The 16990-nt window shown below is 63.3% G+C and carries 19 protein-coding genes; 11 read left to right on the top strand and 8 right to left on the bottom strand.

Features of this window, described 5'->3' with window-relative positions:
• The first annotated feature begins 132 nt into the window (after window positions 1-132).
• Window positions 133-699, top strand: a complete 567-nt coding sequence (locus tag J9889_RS04035) for an isochorismatase family cysteine hydrolase (protein ID WP_210556003.1) — start codon at window positions 133-135, stop codon at window positions 697-699.
• A gap of 103 nt (window positions 700-802) precedes the next feature.
• The gene (locus J9889_RS04030; protein WP_210556002.1) at window positions 803-1438 is read left to right on the top strand and encodes a cold shock domain-containing protein; all 636 of its coding nucleotides are present in this window, start codon (window positions 803-805) and stop codon (window positions 1436-1438) included.
• A gap of 45 nt (window positions 1439-1483) precedes the next feature.
• Here J9889_RS04030 and J9889_RS04025 read toward each other — a convergent pair whose 3' ends face one another.
• Entirely contained in the window at window positions 1484-2371 is an 888-nt protein-coding gene (locus tag J9889_RS04025; RefSeq protein ID WP_210556001.1) for a LysR family transcriptional regulator, read from the bottom strand.
• 114 nt (window positions 2372-2485) lie between these two features.
• Here J9889_RS04025 and J9889_RS04020 point away from each other — a divergent pair, with 114 nt between their 5' ends.
• Together J9889_RS04020 and J9889_RS04015 are read left to right on the top strand one after the other, a co-directional pair.
• Complete coding sequence (locus J9889_RS04020) at window positions 2486-2710, top strand: hypothetical protein (RefSeq protein ID WP_134996970.1); 225 nt, start codon at window positions 2486-2488, stop codon at window positions 2708-2710.
• Window positions 2707-3378, top strand: a complete 672-nt coding sequence (locus tag J9889_RS04015; protein WP_210556000.1) for an HAD-IA family hydrolase — start codon at window positions 2707-2709, stop codon at window positions 3376-3378. The genes J9889_RS04020 and J9889_RS04015 overlap by 4 nt, the downstream gene beginning before the upstream one ends.
• 21 nt (window positions 3379-3399) lie before the next feature.
• Here J9889_RS04015 and J9889_RS04010 read toward each other — a convergent pair whose 3' ends face one another.
• Together J9889_RS04010 and J9889_RS04005 are read right to left on the bottom strand one after the other, a co-directional pair.
• Window positions 3400-3948, bottom strand: a complete 549-nt coding sequence (locus J9889_RS04010; protein WP_246878031.1) for a GGDEF domain-containing protein — start codon at window positions 3946-3948, stop codon at window positions 3400-3402.
• A gap of 240 nt (window positions 3949-4188) precedes the next feature.
• Window positions 4189-4791, bottom strand: a complete 603-nt coding sequence (locus J9889_RS04005) for a nitroreductase family protein (protein WP_010673779.1) — start codon at window positions 4789-4791, stop codon at window positions 4189-4191.
• Window positions 4792-5081: 290 nt separating this feature from the next.
• Here J9889_RS04005 and J9889_RS04000 point away from each other — a divergent pair, with 290 nt between their 5' ends.
• Both J9889_RS04000 and J9889_RS03995 read left to right on the top strand, forming a co-directional pair.
• Window positions 5082-6626, top strand: a complete 1545-nt coding sequence (locus J9889_RS04000; protein WP_210555999.1) for a sensor domain-containing diguanylate cyclase — start codon at window positions 5082-5084, stop codon at window positions 6624-6626.
• A gap of 241 nt (window positions 6627-6867) precedes the next feature.
• Entirely contained in the window at window positions 6868-7341 is a 474-nt protein-coding gene (locus tag J9889_RS03995) for a YMGG-like glycine zipper-containing protein (RefSeq protein WP_039041096.1), read from the top strand.
• A gap of 86 nt (window positions 7342-7427) precedes the next feature.
• Here the strand turns inward: J9889_RS03995 and J9889_RS03990 are convergent, their stop codons facing one another.
• Both J9889_RS03990 and J9889_RS03985 read right to left on the bottom strand, forming a co-directional pair.
• On the bottom strand, window positions 7428-8384 hold the full coding sequence (locus J9889_RS03990) for a D-2-hydroxyacid dehydrogenase (protein WP_039041095.1): 957 nt from the start codon (window positions 8382-8384) through the stop codon (window positions 7428-7430).
• Between the two features lie 116 nt (window positions 8385-8500).
• On the bottom strand, window positions 8501-9271 hold the full coding sequence (locus J9889_RS03985) for a DUF3530 family protein (protein WP_104455463.1): 771 nt from the start codon (window positions 9269-9271) through the stop codon (window positions 8501-8503).
• 309 nt (window positions 9272-9580) lie between these two features.
• Here J9889_RS03985 and J9889_RS03980 point away from each other — a divergent pair, with 309 nt between their 5' ends.
• The 4 genes from J9889_RS03980 to J9889_RS03965 are packed head-to-tail and all read left to right on the top strand — an operon-like array spanning window position 9581 to window position 12902.
• Complete coding sequence (locus tag J9889_RS03980; RefSeq protein WP_210555998.1) at window positions 9581-10621, top strand: isopenicillin N synthase family oxygenase; 1041 nt, start codon at window positions 9581-9583, stop codon at window positions 10619-10621.
• Between the two features lie 21 nt (window positions 10622-10642).
• The gene (locus tag J9889_RS03975) at window positions 10643-11455 is read left to right on the top strand and encodes a MetQ/NlpA family ABC transporter substrate-binding protein (protein WP_210555997.1); all 813 of its coding nucleotides are present in this window, start codon (window positions 10643-10645) and stop codon (window positions 11453-11455) included.
• Complete coding sequence (locus J9889_RS03970) at window positions 11452-12246, top strand: ATP-binding cassette domain-containing protein (protein ID WP_210555996.1); 795 nt, start codon at window positions 11452-11454, stop codon at window positions 12244-12246. Before J9889_RS03975 ends, J9889_RS03970 begins: the two co-directional genes overlap by 4 nt.
• Entirely contained in the window at window positions 12231-12902 is a 672-nt protein-coding gene (locus tag J9889_RS03965; RefSeq protein ID WP_010673787.1) for a methionine ABC transporter permease, read from the top strand. The genes J9889_RS03970 and J9889_RS03965 overlap by 16 nt, the downstream gene beginning before the upstream one ends.
• Window positions 12903-12996: 94 nt before the next feature.
• Here the strand turns inward: J9889_RS03965 and efp are convergent, their stop codons facing one another.
• The 3 genes from efp to J9889_RS03950 all read right to left on the bottom strand — a co-directional run bounded on the left by efp (window position 12997) and on the right by J9889_RS03950 (window position 15941).
• Entirely contained in the window at window positions 12997-13563 is a 567-nt protein-coding gene (gene efp / locus J9889_RS03960; protein WP_010673788.1) for an elongation factor P, read from the bottom strand.
• A 45-nt stretch (window positions 13564-13608) separates the two neighbouring features.
• On the bottom strand, window positions 13609-14805 hold the full coding sequence (earP, locus tag J9889_RS03955) for an elongation factor P maturation arginine rhamnosyltransferase EarP (RefSeq protein WP_210555995.1): 1197 nt from the start codon (window positions 14803-14805) through the stop codon (window positions 13609-13611).
• 92 nt (window positions 14806-14897) lie between these two features.
• On the bottom strand, window positions 14898-15941 hold the full coding sequence (locus J9889_RS03950) for a GMP reductase (protein ID WP_010673790.1): 1044 nt from the start codon (window positions 15939-15941) through the stop codon (window positions 14898-14900).
• Window positions 15942-16320: 379 nt separating this feature from the next.
• Between J9889_RS03950 and J9889_RS03945 the strand changes: the two genes are divergently transcribed.
• Window positions 16321-16812: a RimK/LysX family protein gene (locus J9889_RS03945; RefSeq protein WP_246876605.1), complete on the top strand. Its 492-nt coding sequence runs from the start codon at window positions 16321-16323 to the stop codon at window positions 16810-16812.
• The last annotated feature ends 178 nt before the right edge of the window (window positions 16813-16990 follow it).

Raw genomic sequence — 16990 nt, 5'->3', positions numbered from 1 at the left:
GTGGCACTGCCAGGTGCCAATCGGGTGGCATATCAATCCGTGTGATGGTGCCAGCCGGTTTTTTATATGGCCGCGAGGAGTGATCCGGGCGGCGCAGGGGCAAAACGGCCTCAGGCAAGGGGGGAGCACACCATGAACAAGGCATTGCTGGTGATCGATTTCATCAACGACATCGCCCACCCGGACGGGCGCATCGCCGCCTCGGCGGCCCAGGTGATCGAGCAGAATGCCATTGTGCACGCCAATCAGGCGCTGGCTCATGCCCGCGCTCACGGCTGGCTGGTGGTGCTCATCAAGGTGGGGTTTGACGAGGGCTATCTGCTGCATCCCAGGGGTTCCCCCATGTTTGGCCGTGCCCGGCAGTTCGGGGCCCTCTCCCTGGCGGACAGCGGCACCGACTTTCACCCGGAGCTCGATGTGCAACCCGGGGATCTGGTGCTGACCAAACCCAGGGTCAGCCCCTTCTACGGCACGGCGCTGGAGCCAGCGCTACGGGCCAATCGCATCGAGCATCTCTATGTGTGCGGCGTGAGCACCAGCTGGGCCATTCAGGGGGCGGTGCGAGATGGTCACGATCGGGACTACGCCATCACCATCCTGGAGGATGCCTGCGCGGCGGCGGATGCCGCAGAACACCAGGCTTCCCTGCGCATGCTCGGTCGCATTGCCGAGATCATCAAGGTCGCGGAGCTGCTCTGACCACTCGTATCTAATCCACTCATTTTTCATGCCAATGCTTTGTTGAAACCGAACCAATTTCGGGCAACATGAGTGAAACCGTACTGGCCACAAGGATGAGGACATGCGTTATCAGGGCAGGATCGCGAGCTGGAATTCACAACGCGGTTTCGGGTTCATCATGCAGGAGCAGGGCGGAGCCGATCTTTTTGTTCACATCACCACCCTGCAATTCGATGGCAGGCCGCCGGAGGTGGGGGAAAAAGTTTCCTATCTGATCGGGAGCAGCAAGGATGGCAAGCCTTGTGCCGTACAAGTGTTCTTTCCCGACCGCCCGCTCTCGCTGGCTGGCGGACCTATTTCATTCATGCCGGATCGTGGGAGCAGGGAGGATTTGAGCCCTCGGGCACCACACGCCGCCACACACAGAAACCGGGAGTATCATGTTCCTCGTCGCAAGGGGCGCTGGGGTGGCAAGTTAATCCCCCTTTTGGTGCTGGCGGGGTTGTTCTCCCTCTATTCCCGCTTCTCGGCCGAGTTTGCCTCACTTCCATCCGCTCCCTCTTTTAGCCAGGAGGACAGTACTTCGAACAGTACGATTCAGGCACCGACTTTTGTTCGTCAGTGCGATGGCCGTCAGCATTGCTCCCAGATGACTTCCTGCGAGGAGGCGACCTGGTTTTTGCAAAATTGCCCCAATACCAAGATGGATGGGGAAGGAGACGGCATCCCCTGCGAGCGGCAGTGGTGTGGCCATTAGCCAGCCGTTTTGTACTTCAGGATTCCGGTTCGGGCTGCGCTCCTCTCAGAGGCCGTGGCTCTGCGGATATGCCGCCCTGACCAGGGCCAGAAAGCGATCCCGAATGGGATCGGCAAATTCCGGGTTCCACACCAGGCTGATTTCCCATTCCGACCAGGGGCCGGAGAGGGGGTAGAGGGTCACCTCCTTGCCCGCGATGAACCCCACGCTGCGCGGCAGGATGGCGTTGCCGATACCGGCGGCCACCAGGGCGACCAGGGTCTGGATGTCTTCCGCCTCCTGGATGAGACCGGTCAGCCGGTTGGCACCGAGGAAGCGGGCGATCTGCTGGCTGAGGCCCGGGCAGCGATGGCCCACCATCTGCAGCAAGGGATCGCGGATCAGCGCTCGCTCCAGGTCGAAGTCCGGCCCTGCCACCTGGGTGGGGACGGCCAGCACCAGTCTGTCCGTCAGCAACCTGTGTTCCCTCAGTTGTGGCGCATCAGGCCGTCGCATGAAGCCCAGTTGCAGCCGACCCGCCAGCAAGTGCTCCTGCTGGATGGCGGAGGTGGTGTCCCGCAGGTGGACCAGCACGTCGGGGGCCTGCTGTTTGAAACGGGCCACCAGGGAGGGGGCCAGTGCGAAGCTGGAGAGCCCGAACCCGATGTTGAGGCGTCCGGCGGCACCGCTTGCCAGCGCCAGGACATGCTGCTCGAATCCCTTGCCGTGATCCACCAGAGCCCTGGCCTGGGGCAGCAACTGAAGGCCGATGGCGGTCAGCTCGGCCCCGTGGCGGCCCCGGTTGAACAGGGTGCTGCCGAGGGCTTGCTCCAGCCCCTGGATCTGCTTGGTCAGGGCCGGTTGCGTCACAAAAAGCCGGCTGGCCGCTTCCCGGTAGTTGGCACTCTCGGCCAGCATGACGAAGGCCTGCAATTGTCTCAGGTCGAATCTCATTCCATTTGGTTATCCAATGTAGCGATTTATTGATTATAAATTATCTAACCTCCTTGTTCTAATGGTCTCGAAACGGGCCTGCTTGCCCGCTGTTCAGCCACAAGGAGTCATGTCATGTCGAGCGAACGCTATCTCTTTTTGATCAAGGGGAGCCTGGTGATGGCTCAGCCACTGGCCGCACCGGAGACCGGGGTGCTGCTGACCAGTCTGTTGCAGCAGGGGTTCGTCGTCGCCCCCTTGCCGGTGTGGGCCAGCAATGCGGAGCAGGCGCTCGCCTGTTACGAGGCCGCTGCCCAGCGGCAGGTCTTCGCCGATGCGCTGGCGGGGAGAGCCTTGTGAGCGCGGTGCGCGTGAAGGCCGCGGCCCTGCTGCTGGACATGGACGGGACCCTGGTCCACTCCACCGGCGACGTGGAAGTCGTGTGGCGGCGCTGGTGTCAGCATCATGGGCTGGATCCCGCTCCCGTGCTCGCCATGTGTCACGGCGTGCGCTCACGGGAGGTGATAGGGTCCCTGGTTCCCCAGCTGGACATGGCGGTGGAGGTGGCCCTGCTCGACGATCTGGAGATGGCATACGCTGCGGCGCCGATGCCCCTGGACGGTGCCCGGCGACGGCTCGAACAGCTGCCGTCGACGCGCTGGGCGCTGGTGACTTCCGCAAGCCGGAGAGTGGCAGAGCACCGGCTGCTGCAAGCCGGATTGCCGCTGCCCCGACTCCTGGTGTGCGCCGGGGATGTGGTACGGGGCAAGCCGGATCCCGAGCCCTATTTGCTGGCTGCCAGCCGGTTGGGACTGGCTCCGGCCGATTGCCTGGTGTTCGAGGATGCACCAGCGGGCATCGCCAGCGCCCTGCAGGCGGGTTGCCAGGTGGTGCAGATGGGGGGAACAAGGCGGTATGACGACAGGCTCAAGGGCTGGCTGCGGGACTGGCGCGGGATCGAGATCGAGGTGGCACCAGACGGGCTCCATCTTCATCTGCCCGCCCCGCTGCCGGCAGAGGCCGGATGATGACGACAAGGGGCACGCCATTCAGGCGCCGCAAGATTGCCCGATGCTGGGGGAAGCCTGCTCGGCCGAATAGCGTTCCACCCGGTTGCGGCCATTGTGCTTGGCCAGATAGAGCGCCTGATCGGCGCGAGAGAGCAGCTCGTCCAGATTGAAGGGGCCCTCTTTCTGGGAGGCGATACCGATGCTGACTGTGATGCAGACGGCGGGCTCGGCTCCCTTTTCTTCCCCTGGCTGTGCGACGATTTTTCGCAGCCGCTCGGCAACTGCCATGGCCTGCTCCTCGCTGAGGCCGGGCCAGATGGCCACGAACTCCTCTCCCCCCAGGCGACAGAAGAGATCCCCCGGTCGAAGCTGGTCGCGCACACGGGCCGCGAAGCTGCTCAACTGGTTGTCACCCTCTTCGTGACCGTGACGATCATTGATGCGTTTGAAATGATCGATGTCCAGCATGCAGATCGCCACAGGGTAGCGCTGCACCGTGAGGTACTGGAGCAGTTCGTTGGCGGCCGACCAGAAGCCGGCCCGGTTCAGCGCACCGGTCAGGTGATCGTGGTGGGCCAGGTGTCTCATCTCCCGCAGCAGGCTGTTGCGGGCGGGTGAAGATGCCGATCAGCGAGAACAGCAGTACCAGGGCGGCGACACACAACAGAGCGGACAAGGGCGTCAATGTGCATGAGGTACGTTGGCGTGCGATGTCCCCCATGGGGACCTCCTGACAAGAGGGGGTTTGTTCAGAGTATGGCTGGCACGTGACAAGGGTGAACGAGGGGGAGAGAAGAAAACGCCCCCTGGTGGAGGGGGCGTGAAGGCTTACTTGAAGACCCGGAAACGCACGTCGTCGTCGATGAAGGTCTTGTCGCCGGCAGGTTGCTCTATGCTGCCAAAAGGCATCTGGGCACGAAGCAGCCAGCTGGCGGGCAGGTCCCACTCCTTGCGCACCGCATCGTCGATGAGCGGGTTGTAGTGTTGCAGGGAGGCGCCGATGCCCTCCTGGGCCAGGGTGGTCCAGACCGCGAACTGGGCGATCCCGGTGGCATGTTCGGACCAGATGGGGAAGTTGTCGGCATAGAGAGCGAATTTCTGCTGAAGATCCTCGATGACGGCGGTGTCTTCGAAGAAGAGCACGGTGCCAGCCCCGGCGCGGAAGCTGCCGTTGATCTTGGCTTCACTCTGAGGATAGGCCTCCGGCGGCACTATCTTCTTGAGCTCCGCCTTGACGATGTCCCACAGCTTGTGGTGCTGCTCGCCGAACAGGATGACGGCGCGGGAACTCTGGGAGTTGAACGAAGAGGGGCTGTGCTTGACGGCATCCTTGATGAGGGCGGTCAGCTGGGCCTCGGAGTGGGTCACCCGGTTGCCCAGGGCATAGATGGTACGACGTGCTTTGATCTGTTCGATAAACGGACTGCTCATAACATCTCCTTGGTTGATGAATCATCACCGCCAGCGTTGCCGACAAAGGTCATCTGGCTCCGATTTCTCGAGTCATCGACTATAGCACCTTGCGGGCAATAAACCGTCAACGACGAGTAATGACTGTTTCTACTTTTTATGGATATTCACATGACGGATGTGAATATGGCCGTGAGACACCTTGATATCTTTTTTATCATTAGCAGTGGATGTTAATGACTTCAATCAATATCTTTTGCAGATTTTTAATCTATAAAATTAATCCAATATGACATTTTATAGAGAGTGACATGACGGCGGCGCTGATCAAGGAACGCTATTACATACTGACTCCGCTGTCGTTTCTCCTGGGAGGGCTGGTGCTGATCGCCACCCTGTTGCTGGCGGCAGCCAGCTACCTGAGCAGCATCGACAAGACGGTGGCGGGTTACGGTCACATGCTGGCCGCCCTCGACGCCACCCTGCTCCAGGACATGGCGCAGGACAACCGCCGCCAGCTTGGCGTACTGGAGGCGTCCCTGGACAAGCAGGCCATCGCTGCCGGGGCATCGGCCATCAATCCCATCTGGGCCATTGCCCATCAGTTCAAGTACGACGCCCACTTCCTCTATTTCTACAACGCGCGCACCCATCGGCTCGACGGCTATCCCGACTGGCAGCAACCAGAGGGCTACCGGGCACAGGCGCGGCCCTGGTACCAGACCCTGTCCGGCGAGGGTGATGATCTCGTCTGGTTCGGTCCCTACCCGGAGTTCGATTCGGTCCGGCAGGTACTGACCCTCATCAAGCGGGTCAAGGATCATGAGGGGCAGCTGCTTGGACTGCTGATGGTGGACATGTCGTTCAGCGCCTTGCAGGGGGCGTTGCACCGGGCGGTGGGTGAGGATCCGGTGGCCCTCTACATCACCGAGCGCAAGGGCGGCAAGCTGGTGGTGGGGCACAATTTGTCGCTGTTGCCGCCCCATCTCGAGCGGGAGACGCAGGCGGTCGGCCTGGCTGGGTTCTGGGCCGGTCGCCACCTGCAACACGCTCTGGAGGGGATGGAGTGGGATCTCAACGTCTATCTCCCCCCCTCCCATTTTCATGAAAACCTGCAAGACACCCTGCTGATGGTGGTGCTGCCCGCCCTGGCGCTGCTCTGCATCTGGCTGTGCAGCCTGTGCTTTCTGATGCGGATCTTTCGCCAGGAGCAGGCGCTTGTGCAGGGCTCGCTCAGCGGCCTCATCCGGGATGAGGCGCGAAAGGAGATCCAGCGGCGTCAGCGAACCTGGTTCGTGCACGGCAGCCTGGGGGAGATAGAACAGGTGCGAAACAGCCTGCTGCAAGGGCAGGATGCCCTGCTCCACGACCCTCTCACCGGCATCCTGAACCGGAGGGCCTTCGATCAGCAGCGGGCCGGGCTGGAGCAGGCGGGGACACCCTACTGGCTGGTGCTGTTCGATGTGGACAACTTCAAGCGCGTCAACGACAGCTGGGGACACGGTGTGGGGGATGCGGTGCTGTTTCGGGTAGCCACCATCATGGCGAGAACCCTGGGGGATGAGCAGGTCTACCGCATCGGGGGCGATGAATTTGCGGCCTTGCTGCCCTGGGAGCAGGCGGAGGTGGAATGTCGCCTGACCCACCTGCTCGGTCGGGTGAAGGCCCTGAAATGGCGGGAGTTCGCCGACGCCATCACCCTGAGCGCCGGCGGCGCGCGCTATCCGGATGATGCCCTGACGCTGCTCGAGCGGGCCGATGCCTGCCTGTACGAGAGCAAGCACCAGGGGCGGGATTGCTGGCATCTGGCGGCGTCGTTGCCCGTTGACGGGGAGGTTGTGACAGTATCTGTCTGACGGTGATCGCTGCAAAAAAGGGCCTTTGGGCCTAGAAAAGGGTCATGACGGGGATGATTTCTCGTGTGACCTTTTTTTTTGATGTGGTTTCAGGTGGTTAGCCTGCGTTCTTGCATTGTGTCGCGAACCGGAGACAGGGAGGGCTGGCCGTGAGGTGCCCCTTGCGGCAGTGGCGCAGGTCAGGGGGCTTTGTATAGTGTAGGGAAAAATAATCAATCATCAGGTTTGACAGGAGTACCCCATGAAAATGAAACCGTTTGGCATGAGCGCACTGGCGCTGCTGGGGGCGTTGCTGTTGGGCACAGGACAGGTGCAGGCATCCGAGACCCTCAATACCATTCTCGGCGGCGGAGCCGGCGGGGTGGCGGGCACCATGATCGGCAAGGAGCTGGGTGGCGACACCGGCGCCCTGGTGGGGGCAGCCCTGGGGGGCGCGGCCGGTGGTGCGGCCACGGCCAATAGAGGCAACAAGAACGAAGCTGCGCTCGGCGGCGCCGTTGGTGCCCTGGGCGGGGCTGCCATCGGCAAGAGCGTCGGTGGCAGCACGGGCCAGCTGATCGGCGCCGGCATCGGTGGTGCCGGTGGCTCTGCCATCGGAGCCAGGACCGGGGATGGTCATGAGAGCCGCGGCGATCGCTATTACGATGACAGGCGCTATCACAAGCACCACAAGAAACACAAAAAGCACCGCAAGCACAGATGGCATGACGACTGATGCCGCGGCAAGCTGACCGACAAAAAGGGGCCTTTGGCCCCTTTTTTGATCCCGCTGCCGGCCCGTGAGGGGCGGCGAGCGGCCTCTTACACCAGCCGGTGCTGGCGCCTGCCAAGGGAGAAGGCGTTGATGTTGTCGATGAGCTGATCCGCGAGGCGCTGCATCGACTCTTCGCTGGCCCAGGCCACGTGGGGAGTCAGGATGAAATTGGGGTAACGCAGGGCCTGCATCAGAGGGTGATCTGGAGGCGGCGGCTCGACACTCGCCACATCGAAACCGGCGCCGCCCAGACGGCCGTTGCCGAGGGCTTCGAGCAGCGCCTGCTCGTCCACCAGGCCGCCACGGCCCACGTTGATGAGCAGGGCGCCCGGTTTCATCAGGGCCAGCTCCCGCTCCCCGATGAGATGGCGGGTGTAGGGGGTGAGCGGGCAGTGCAGGCTGATCACATCCGAACTTTGCAGCAGGGCATCCAGGGGCAGCCTGTCGTCATCCCCCGGGGAGCCGACCTGGCTCTGGGCATAGTAAACCTCCATCCCGATGGCGCTGGCCCGCTGTCCCAGCGCCTGTCCCAGGGTTCCCTTGCCGATGATCCCGAGGCGCTTGCCATGCAGATCCGTGATGGGGTGGTCGAAGAAGCAGAACTGGCCGCTTTGTTGCCAGCGCCCCTCCAGCAGGGACTGGCGCCAGGCGAACAGGTTGCGCGACAGGGCGAGCATCAGGGCCATGGCGTGCTCGGGGACGGAAGGGCCCGAGTAGTTGCGGATATTGCACACGGCGACATTGGCGGCGCGGCACGCCTCCAGATCCAGGTTGTCGCTGCCGGTGGCGGCCAGGGCGATCAGGCGCAGTTCGGGCAGCTGGGCCAGTTCATCGGCCCCGATGCGCACCTTGTTGATGATGGCGATGCTGGCGCACTTGAGCCGCTCCACCACCTGATCCGGTGCCGTGGTCGGGTAGCTTTGCCAGTGATGGGGAAAATCGGGGCGGCGCAGATTGATGCCGGTGTCCAGGGTGTCGCTGTCGAGAAACACGATTTGCTGCATGAAGCCTCCTGCCATTGATGAGGCCATCATGCCAAAGATGGGGGCGGGATGACCAGTCCGCTGGCCTGGGGGGCAGCTTTGGTTTGGCCCAATCCTTTTGATACTCAGTGATTGGGTCAGATCCAGCCCAGGTGCGTCAGCCAGCCCTGGATGCGCCCCGGCGTCTCCTCCAGATCCATCAGGGCATAGGGGCGGTAGTTGAGCTTGTGGCTGCGGCGGCTCTCGCTTCTGCGGGCTTCGGCTGCCAGCAGGGGCCAGCGTCCTCCCTCCTCCTGATAGAGATCCAGGGTAGGGATGCTGCCCTGGGCTATTTGCTTGGCGAGGGTCTGGTTGCTCAGCTGGTTGGGGAAGAAGCCATCGAGCAGCACCAGGGCATCGGGGGCGGGCAACTGCTCGCTGGCGATGAGGTTGGCGGCCCAGGCGGCGCTGGTACCCTGGGCCAGCAGCAGCTTGAAGCCCCCCTCCTGCAGCTTGGCATCCCCCAGCTTGCTGATGCGGGAGGCAAACTGCTTGCGAAAATCGTCGATGACCTGCTGTTTCTTCTCGGCGGCGGGGTCGAGCTCGGTCTGCTGCGGCGAGGGGAGCAGCAGCAGGGTATCGAAACCGAGGCGCCCCAGCTCCCGGGTCAGTTGCCACAGCTGGCCGCTGCGCTGCCAGTCGGGCAGCAGGATGACCAGACCCACGTAGTTGTTGCTGTCGTGCTTGGCAAACAGTACCTGTTGCTTGTCCACCCTGGTGCTGTCGGGTATTCCCTGCCAGTCGCTGCTCTGCCAGTAGTCGGGGGGAACCAGGGGGGCTGGATCCGGGGCGGCGCCTGACGGTGCCTGCCCGGCGCCGTGGGCGGCAAAAGCAAGCAGGGTCAGCAGCAGATAGGGGCGAAATGTCATGGGGGATCCTCCAGCACTCCCTCATAGCGGCCTCGCCGGGGGTTTCTTTAGGGCAAGGGGGCACATCGACATCGGCGGTGGCGAAGAGGGTCTGACCGGCGGGCCGGACACGGGCCCGGGATTGTTCCAAATGGCAAAGCATTCCCGGTTTTGATTGTTCCATCCCGTGACCCATACATGGTTCAGTAAGGGCAGACAGACAGGGGGCCGGGGCATGTCGCCACTGGCCGCAGGCGGAGAATTCTCCCCCCTGTCTCGTCAGAACGAGAGGTTCACCCTCACTTTCCATCGACAGGGAGCGTTATCGCCATGAGCACCTTGGTTCATTTGCCCATCCTCGACCTGAGGCAGCTGGATGCCTCGCCCGACGCCCGGGCCGATTTTCTGGCATCGTTGCGCGATGCCGCGAGAGAGACGGGATTTTTCTACCTGACCGGCCACGGCATCGATCCCGAGCTGCAGCAGGAGGTGCAGCAGCTGTCGCGGGCCTTCTTTGCGCTGCCTCTGGCGGCCAAGCAGCAGGTCGCCATGATCCACTCTCCCCATTTTCGTGGCTACAACCGACCGGGGGCGGAGCTGACCCGGGGTCAACCCGACTGGCGAGAGCAGTTTGATATCGGTGCCGATCGCCCTGCCTTGCCGCGCGCGGCGGGCGACCCGCCCTGGTGGCGGTTGCAGGGGCCGAATCAGTGGCCGGAGGCGCTGCCGACACTGCAACCCGTGCTGACGCGCTGGCGTGGGCAGATGACCCGGATGTCCCGTACCCTGCTCGGGGCTTTTGCCGAGGCGCTCGCACTGTCGCCAGATGCCTTCGATGCCCTGCATGGAGAGCGTCCGAACGAACATATCAAGCTGATCCGCTATCCCGGTGAGCGGGGCGCCACCCAGGGGGTCGGTCCCCACAAGGATTCGGGCTTCCTGAGCTTCCTGCTGCAGGATGACCAGCCCGGCCTGCAGGTGGAGGTGGCGCCGGATCACTGGATCGATGCGCTCCCGCTCCCCGGCACCTTCGTGGTCAACATCGGTGAGCTGCTGGAGCTCGCCAGCAACGGCTACCTGCGGGCGACCGTGCACCGGGTGGTGCCGTCGGCACCGGGGCAGGAGCGTCTCTCCATCGCCTTCTTCCTGGGGGCCCAGCTCGACGCCGTGGTGCCCGTCTATCCGCTGCCCGAGGCACTGGCCCGTGAAGCCAGGGGGCCTGCCACCGACCCGCACAATCCGCTGCTGCGGGAGGTGGGCTGGAACTACCTCAAGGGGCTGCTGCGTTCCCATCCTGATGTGGCATTGCGCCACCATGCCGATCTGTTGCCGGCGCCCCGGGCGCTGGCGGTCGGCGAAACCCCCCATTGATTGCATGGCAAGGAGCACAAGATGAACAAGCACGGACTGTTTTCCCTGAGCGGCCTGGTATTGGCCCTCGGACTCTCTCTCTCCGCCCAGGCAGCCCAGGCGCTGCGGGTTGCCGCGGATCCACTGCCCCATGCGGATATCCTCGGCGAGGTGAAACGCCAGGACCCTTCGCTGGATCTGCAGGTGATCGAGCTCAGCGGCGGCATCAATGCCAATGCCCTGTTGGTGGCGGGTGATGTGGATGCCAACTACTTCCAGCACGTCCCTTACCTGCGGGATCAGGAGAAGGCGCTCGGCACCGAGCTGGTGGTGGCCGCGACCGTACACGTGGAGCCTCTTGGCATCTATTCGAAGAAGTTCAAGCACCTGAGGGAGGTACCGGAAAAGGCGGTGATCGCCCTGCCCAACAATGTCACCAACCTGAGCCGGGCCCTCTATCTGTTGCAGCACGAGGGGCTCATCACCCTCAAGGCCGGCCATGAAGATCCGGCGCGGGATCTGGCGACGGTGCACGACATCGCCACCAACCCCAAGGCGCTCAAGATCCTGGAGATCGAGGCGCCGCAGCTGCCGCGCTCCCTCGATGACGTGGATCTGGCGGTGATCAATGGCAACTATGCCCTGGAGGCGGGGTTGGAGCCTGCTCGCGATGCCCTGGGGCTGGAGAGCGCCCAGAACAATCCCTACGCCAACATCCTGGTGACCACCCCGGCGCTCAAGGATGATCCGCGGATCCGCCAGTTGGCGCGGGATCTGGAGTCCAGGGCGATCGCCGACTTCATTCGCAAGAGCTACAAGGAGTCGGTGATTCCGGTGGCCGGGCGGCAGTCATGATAGTGCTGGAGGGGCTCGGCAAGCAGTACCCGGGGCACGGGCAACCCGCTCTGGAGGGGGTGTCGCTCGAGATTCCGGATGGGGCCATCTACGGCATTCTCGGGCGCAGCGGGGCGGGCAAGAGCACACTCATTCGTTGCCTCAATCTGCTGGAGCGGCCAAGCCGGGGCCGCATCCTGTTCGATGGCCGCGACATTACGGCACTGGAGGGGGCGGCCTTGCGCCGCCACCGTCAGGGGACCGGCATGATTTTCCAGCACTTCAATCTGCTGCACGCCCGCAGTGTGGAGGAGAACGTGGCAGTCCCGCTGGAAATCGCCGGAGTGGCGCGCCGGGAGCGGGCGGCTCGGGTCAGCGAGCTGCTGGAACTGGTGGGGCTTGGCGAGCACCGTCGCGCCTTCCCCTCCCAGTTGTCGGGGGGGCAGAAGCAACGAGTGGGCATCGCCCGCGCCCTGGCCGCCAATCCGCGCCACTTGCTCTGTGACGAGGCGACCAGTGCCCTGGATCCGGAGACCACGGAGTCGGTGCTGGCGCTGCTTGCCGACATCAACCGCCGCCTCGGGATCACCATAGTGCTCATCACCCACGAGCTGGAGGTGGTCAGGACCATCTGCGATCACGCGGCATTGCTTGAACGGGGTCAGCTGGTGGAAAGCGGCGCTCTGGGCACCCTGCTGGCCAACCCCGACTCCCGCGTGCGGCAGGCCCTGTTGCCGGATCCCGAGATCCTGCGGCGTTTCATGGCGCGTCACGGAGTCACAGAGGAGGTGCGTTTATGCAGAGTCGCCTGAGTGTCGATGCCTTGCTCGAACTGATGTATCAGGGGTCGCTCGAAACGCTCTACATGGTGGGAGTGGCGGCCGTGTTCACCCTGTTGCTGGGGCTGCCGACCGGGGTGCTGCTGGTGGTGACCCGTCCCGGGGGCGTGCTGCCCTTGCCCCGTCTCAACATGGTGCTGGGGATCGGTATCAACATCGGGCGGTCGCTCCCCTTCGTGGTGCTCCTGATCGCCCTGATCCCCCTGACCCGGCTGGTGGTCGGCACCTCACTGGGCAGCACCGCCGCCATCGTCCCCATTACCCTGGGGGCCTTCCCCTTCTTTGCCCGGGTGGTGGAGAGCGCCCTTGATGAGGTGGACAAGGGGCGCGTCGAAGCCGTGCTCGCCATGGGGGGCAGCGGCTGGCACGTGGTCGTCAAGGCGCTGCTGCCCGAGGCCTTGCCGGCGCTGCTGGCCGGACTCACCCTGACGGTGGTGATGCTCATTGGCTTCTCCTCCATGGCGGGGGTGGTCGGTGGCGGCGGGCTCGGGGATCTGGCGATCCGCTACGGCTACCAGCGCTTTGACGACAAGGTGATGGCAGGGACAGTGGTCATGTTGCTGCTGCTGGTGCAACTGGTACAGGGGGTGGGGGACAGGCTGGTGCGGGCACTGGCCCATCGCCGCTAGGGGCACGGATTCTCATCAGGCAGACCGTGAGGTACCAGCCAATAAAAAAGCGAGCCTTGGCTCGCTTTTTTTGCAATCACATCAAGGGGTCAACTTAGTTGACGCGACGCTTGAATTCACCGGTACGGGTGTCGATTTCGATCTTGTCACCGATCTCCACGAAGGCGGCAACGGCCAGCTCGTAGGAGGTGCCCTTCAGGCGGGCAGGCTTGGTCACTTTACCGGAGGTGTCGCCACGGGCGGCCGGCTCGGTGTACTCGACTTCACGCACGATGGTGGTCGGCAGTTCTACGGAGATGGCTTTCTCGTTGTAGAAAGTCACTTCGCAGAGGTCTTCCATGCCGTCTACCAGGTAGTTCAGGGCATCACCCAGGTTGTCTTTCTCGACGTCGTACTGGTTGTACTCGGTGTCCATGAAGACATACAGCGGGTCGGAGTAGTAGGAGTAGGTGCACTCTTTACGCTCCAGCTGAACGACTTCCAGCTTGTCGTCGGCCTTGAAGACGGTCTCGGTGGCGCTGCCGTTCAGCAGACCCTTCAGCTTCATCTTGACCACGGCGGAGTTACGGCCGGATTTGTTGAATTCAGCCTTCTGGACCACCATCGGCTCGGTGCCGATCATGACTACGTTACCAGCGCGGATTTCCTGTGCGGTTTTCATGTAAAAAATTCCTGTTCGTGAAACGGACGGATAAAAACTGCCAGATTATATACGGCTTTCTAAAAATTTCACCAACCTCGTGACGAGATCCCCGTCCGCCAGCAGCCTCTGTGGCCAGGTGCGCCCATGTTGCTGCCATATGGCCGCGTATTGCGGCCATTGTGCCCAGAATTCACCGGTGTGTTCCCCCCGGTTGAGGGCATGGTTGAAGCGGCGCAGCCACTGACCGGCCGGCGCTGGCAAGGGGGAGAGGTAGTGGTCGAGAAAACCGTCCAGCTTGACCATGTGGGCATCCTCTTCCTGCTGGTAGATATGCCAGAGGAAGGGGCGCCCCGCCCACTGGGCCCGCACGAAGGAGTCCTCCCCGCGCACCAGGTTGAGATCGCAGCTCCACAGCAGGCGATCGTAGCCCCTCTGATCGGTCATCGGCAGCAGCTTGATGGTGAGGTTGCCCGCCTGGAGCAGATCTCCGGCCCGGGCACCGGGAATGGCCTCTGCCAGTCCTGCGCCGATGAGCACATCGTCGAGGGAGCGCCCCAGCGGCAGCAGCAGGGTGACGGGGGTGACGCTCTGGCGCCAGCCCTCGACCAGGCTCCTGAGCGCCTCGCTCTCGTAGGTAAAGAGGCTGACCCGCAGCTCGTCTTCTCGTTGGGGTGGCAGGCCGAGGCTGGCCCAGTAGGCGGTCAGTCCCGCTTCATCCTGTTGCCAGCGCTCGCGCTCGACGATGAGGCCGTGCTCGCACAAGAGGCCGCCGGTTCTGGCGGTGAAACCCGGGAAGAAGAAGTACTTGTCGAGGCGCCGGCTGCCGACCTGCTGGGGCGAGGCGAGGCCATGGCAATCCTCGACCCAGCTCTCGGCCGAGAGGTATTCGAGGTTGATCCAGCAGGGGGGCGTGGTCTGCTCGGCCATGCGTTCGATAAAGGGGGCGGGCAGCTCGCAGGCAAACGCCTCGATGACCACCCTGGCCGGGGTCATGTCGGCGGGGAGGCGCTCGTGCCAGTGCTGGACATAGATGCCATCGACCCACTGACCGTCCTGTGCGGGGTCGAGCGCCGGGCAGATGCGGGCGAAGCTAACCAGATCGTCCACCCAGAGCCGCACCTGCACCTCACTCTTCTGCGCCGGGAGCGCGCCTTCCTGTTTGAGCTGGCGGGCGAGTCGCCAGGTGACGCCGATGTCACCAAAGTTGTCGACGACGCAGCAGAAGATGTCCCAGTCGAACGGGGGGAGAGGGCTTGTCATGGCGCGGGATCCCAGATGCAAAAAAACCGGTGCGCAGGGTAGCACACCGGTTGGCTGGCTTCTAACGGTCGGCTCGGGGCCGAAGGAGGGACTTACTCCTTGCCGTAGACGTTGTTCTCCTGCTCGCGCACCCGGATGAAGGTGGTGCGTTTGGTGAGCTCTTTCAGCTGGCTGGCACCCACATAGGTGCAGGTGGATCGCACCCCACCCAGGATGTCGCGCACCGTGTTCTCCACCGGGCCGCGGTAGGGCAGCAGCACGGTTTTGCCTTCGGAGGCGCGATACTCGGCGACGCCGCCGGCGTGCTTGTCCATGGCGCTGGCCGAGCTCATGCCGTAGAACTTCATGAAGGGCTCGCCATCGACCTCGACGATTTCACCGCCGCACTCTTCGTGAGCGGCCAGCATGCCCCCCAGCATCACGAAGTCGGCGCCGCCGCCAAACGCCTTGGCTACATCCCCCGGGCAGGTGCAGCCGCCGTCACCGACGATCTGGCCACCCAGGCCGTGGGCCGCATCGGCACACTCGATGATGGCGGAGAGCTGCGGGTAGCCGACCCCGGTCTTGACCCGGGTGGTGCAGACCGAACCCGGGCCTATGCCCACCTTGACGATGTCGGCGCCGGAGAGGATCAGCTCCTCCACCATCTCGCCGGTCACCACGTTGCCCGCCAGGATGACGTGGTTCGGGCAGGCCTCGCGGATCTTGCGCAGAAACTCGACGAAGTGCTGGGAGTAGCCGTTGGCCACGTCCACGCAGATGAAGCGCAGGGCGCTGGACATCGCGAGGATCTGGCGGGTCTTGGTGAAGTCCTCCTCGGAGGTGCCGGTGGAGACCATTACGTGGCCCAGCAGGGCCGGGTCGGTCTCATTGACGAAGGTTTGCCACTGCGCAAGGCTGTAGTGCTTGTGCACCGCCGTCATCATCTCGAAGCTGGCCAGGGTACGCGCCATGGCGAAGCTGCCGACGGTATCCATGTTGGCGGCGATGACGGGCACGCCCTGCCATCGGGTCTGGGTGTGCTTGAAGGTGAACTGGCGGGTCAGGCTGACTTGGGAACGGCTCTTGAGAGTAGAGCGCTTGGGGCGAAACAGGACATCCTTGAAACCGAGCTTCAAGTCTTCTTCGATACGCATTGCGAATTCCTTATTGAGCCTTGTGTGAGAGGTCACTTTGCAGTGGCAACTTTTCGGCAGGCGCAAAAAAACCGGTGGTTTTCAGGCCCTCCGGTTTACAGCAGTGTAGGCAAAAATCCCGTCAGAACAAGACTGATAATTCACGCACCGCTGTGGTAGCCTTTGGCGTCACAACCTGAGGATGGCCGCCAGCGTCATCCCGCACCCTGTTCTCCCCTCGTTTTCCTGCTTCATTCCCCACTCACGCGCCGTACCCGGCATGGATTGTCGTCTGTTGGTACCGCGTCCAGAGCCCGCTCCCCTGCGCGCCAGAATCCGGTTGACCCGCCGGGCGGCTGTGATAGATCTGGGCCCAGGTTACACAAGGCGAGAGAGCGAGATGGGCAAAATGATGGTGGGTGCGGCCATGCTGCTGGCGTTGTGCGGCAGCAGCATGGCGGCGCCGGCCAGCTACGGCTGGATCGAGAAGGGGCTGCTCATGCCCTCCGGGGTGGCGGTCAAGATGAAGCTGGATACCGGCGCCCTCACATCCTCTCTGGATGCCCGGGATCTGCGACACTTCAAACGCGACGGCAAGCCCTGGGTGCGCTTCAACCTGGAGCTGACCGACGCCAACACCGACAAGGTGGTGCGCCAGACCCTGGAGCGGCCGGTGGAGCGCAGCGTCACGGTGCGGGGGGCGGGCGGCATGGAACAACGCCCCACGGTGACCATGAGCATCTGCGTCGGCGACAAGGTCTATGAGGAGTGGTTCACCCTGCGGGATCGCAGCAAGATGATCTACCCTGTGCTGCTCGGCCGCCGTTTGCTGGCCGAACTGGGGCCGGTGGATGCGAGGCGTACCTTCACGGTACAGCCCAGCTGCCGCTGAGGGGCGTGGAGAAAAAACGGGGGCCAGGCCCATAATGCCGATCAGTTAAGGATCCATTGACCGATCCTCAGGCTGTGTAAGAATCCGAAACTCCTTGTTGGGTTTCGGATTTTTTTATGCGTATCGACCAAGCTCTCGACTTCATTCACGCCTGTCCTCCCGGAAAGTTTGAGTCCCT

The sequence above is a fragment of the Aeromonas sp. PrichA-15 genome, assembly GCF_017939245.1.
GTDB lineage: Bacteria > Pseudomonadota > Gammaproteobacteria > Enterobacterales > Aeromonadaceae > Aeromonas > Aeromonas caviae.
Note: the sequence above shows the minus strand (reverse complement) of the source record. Positions and strands in the feature narration are given on the sequence as shown.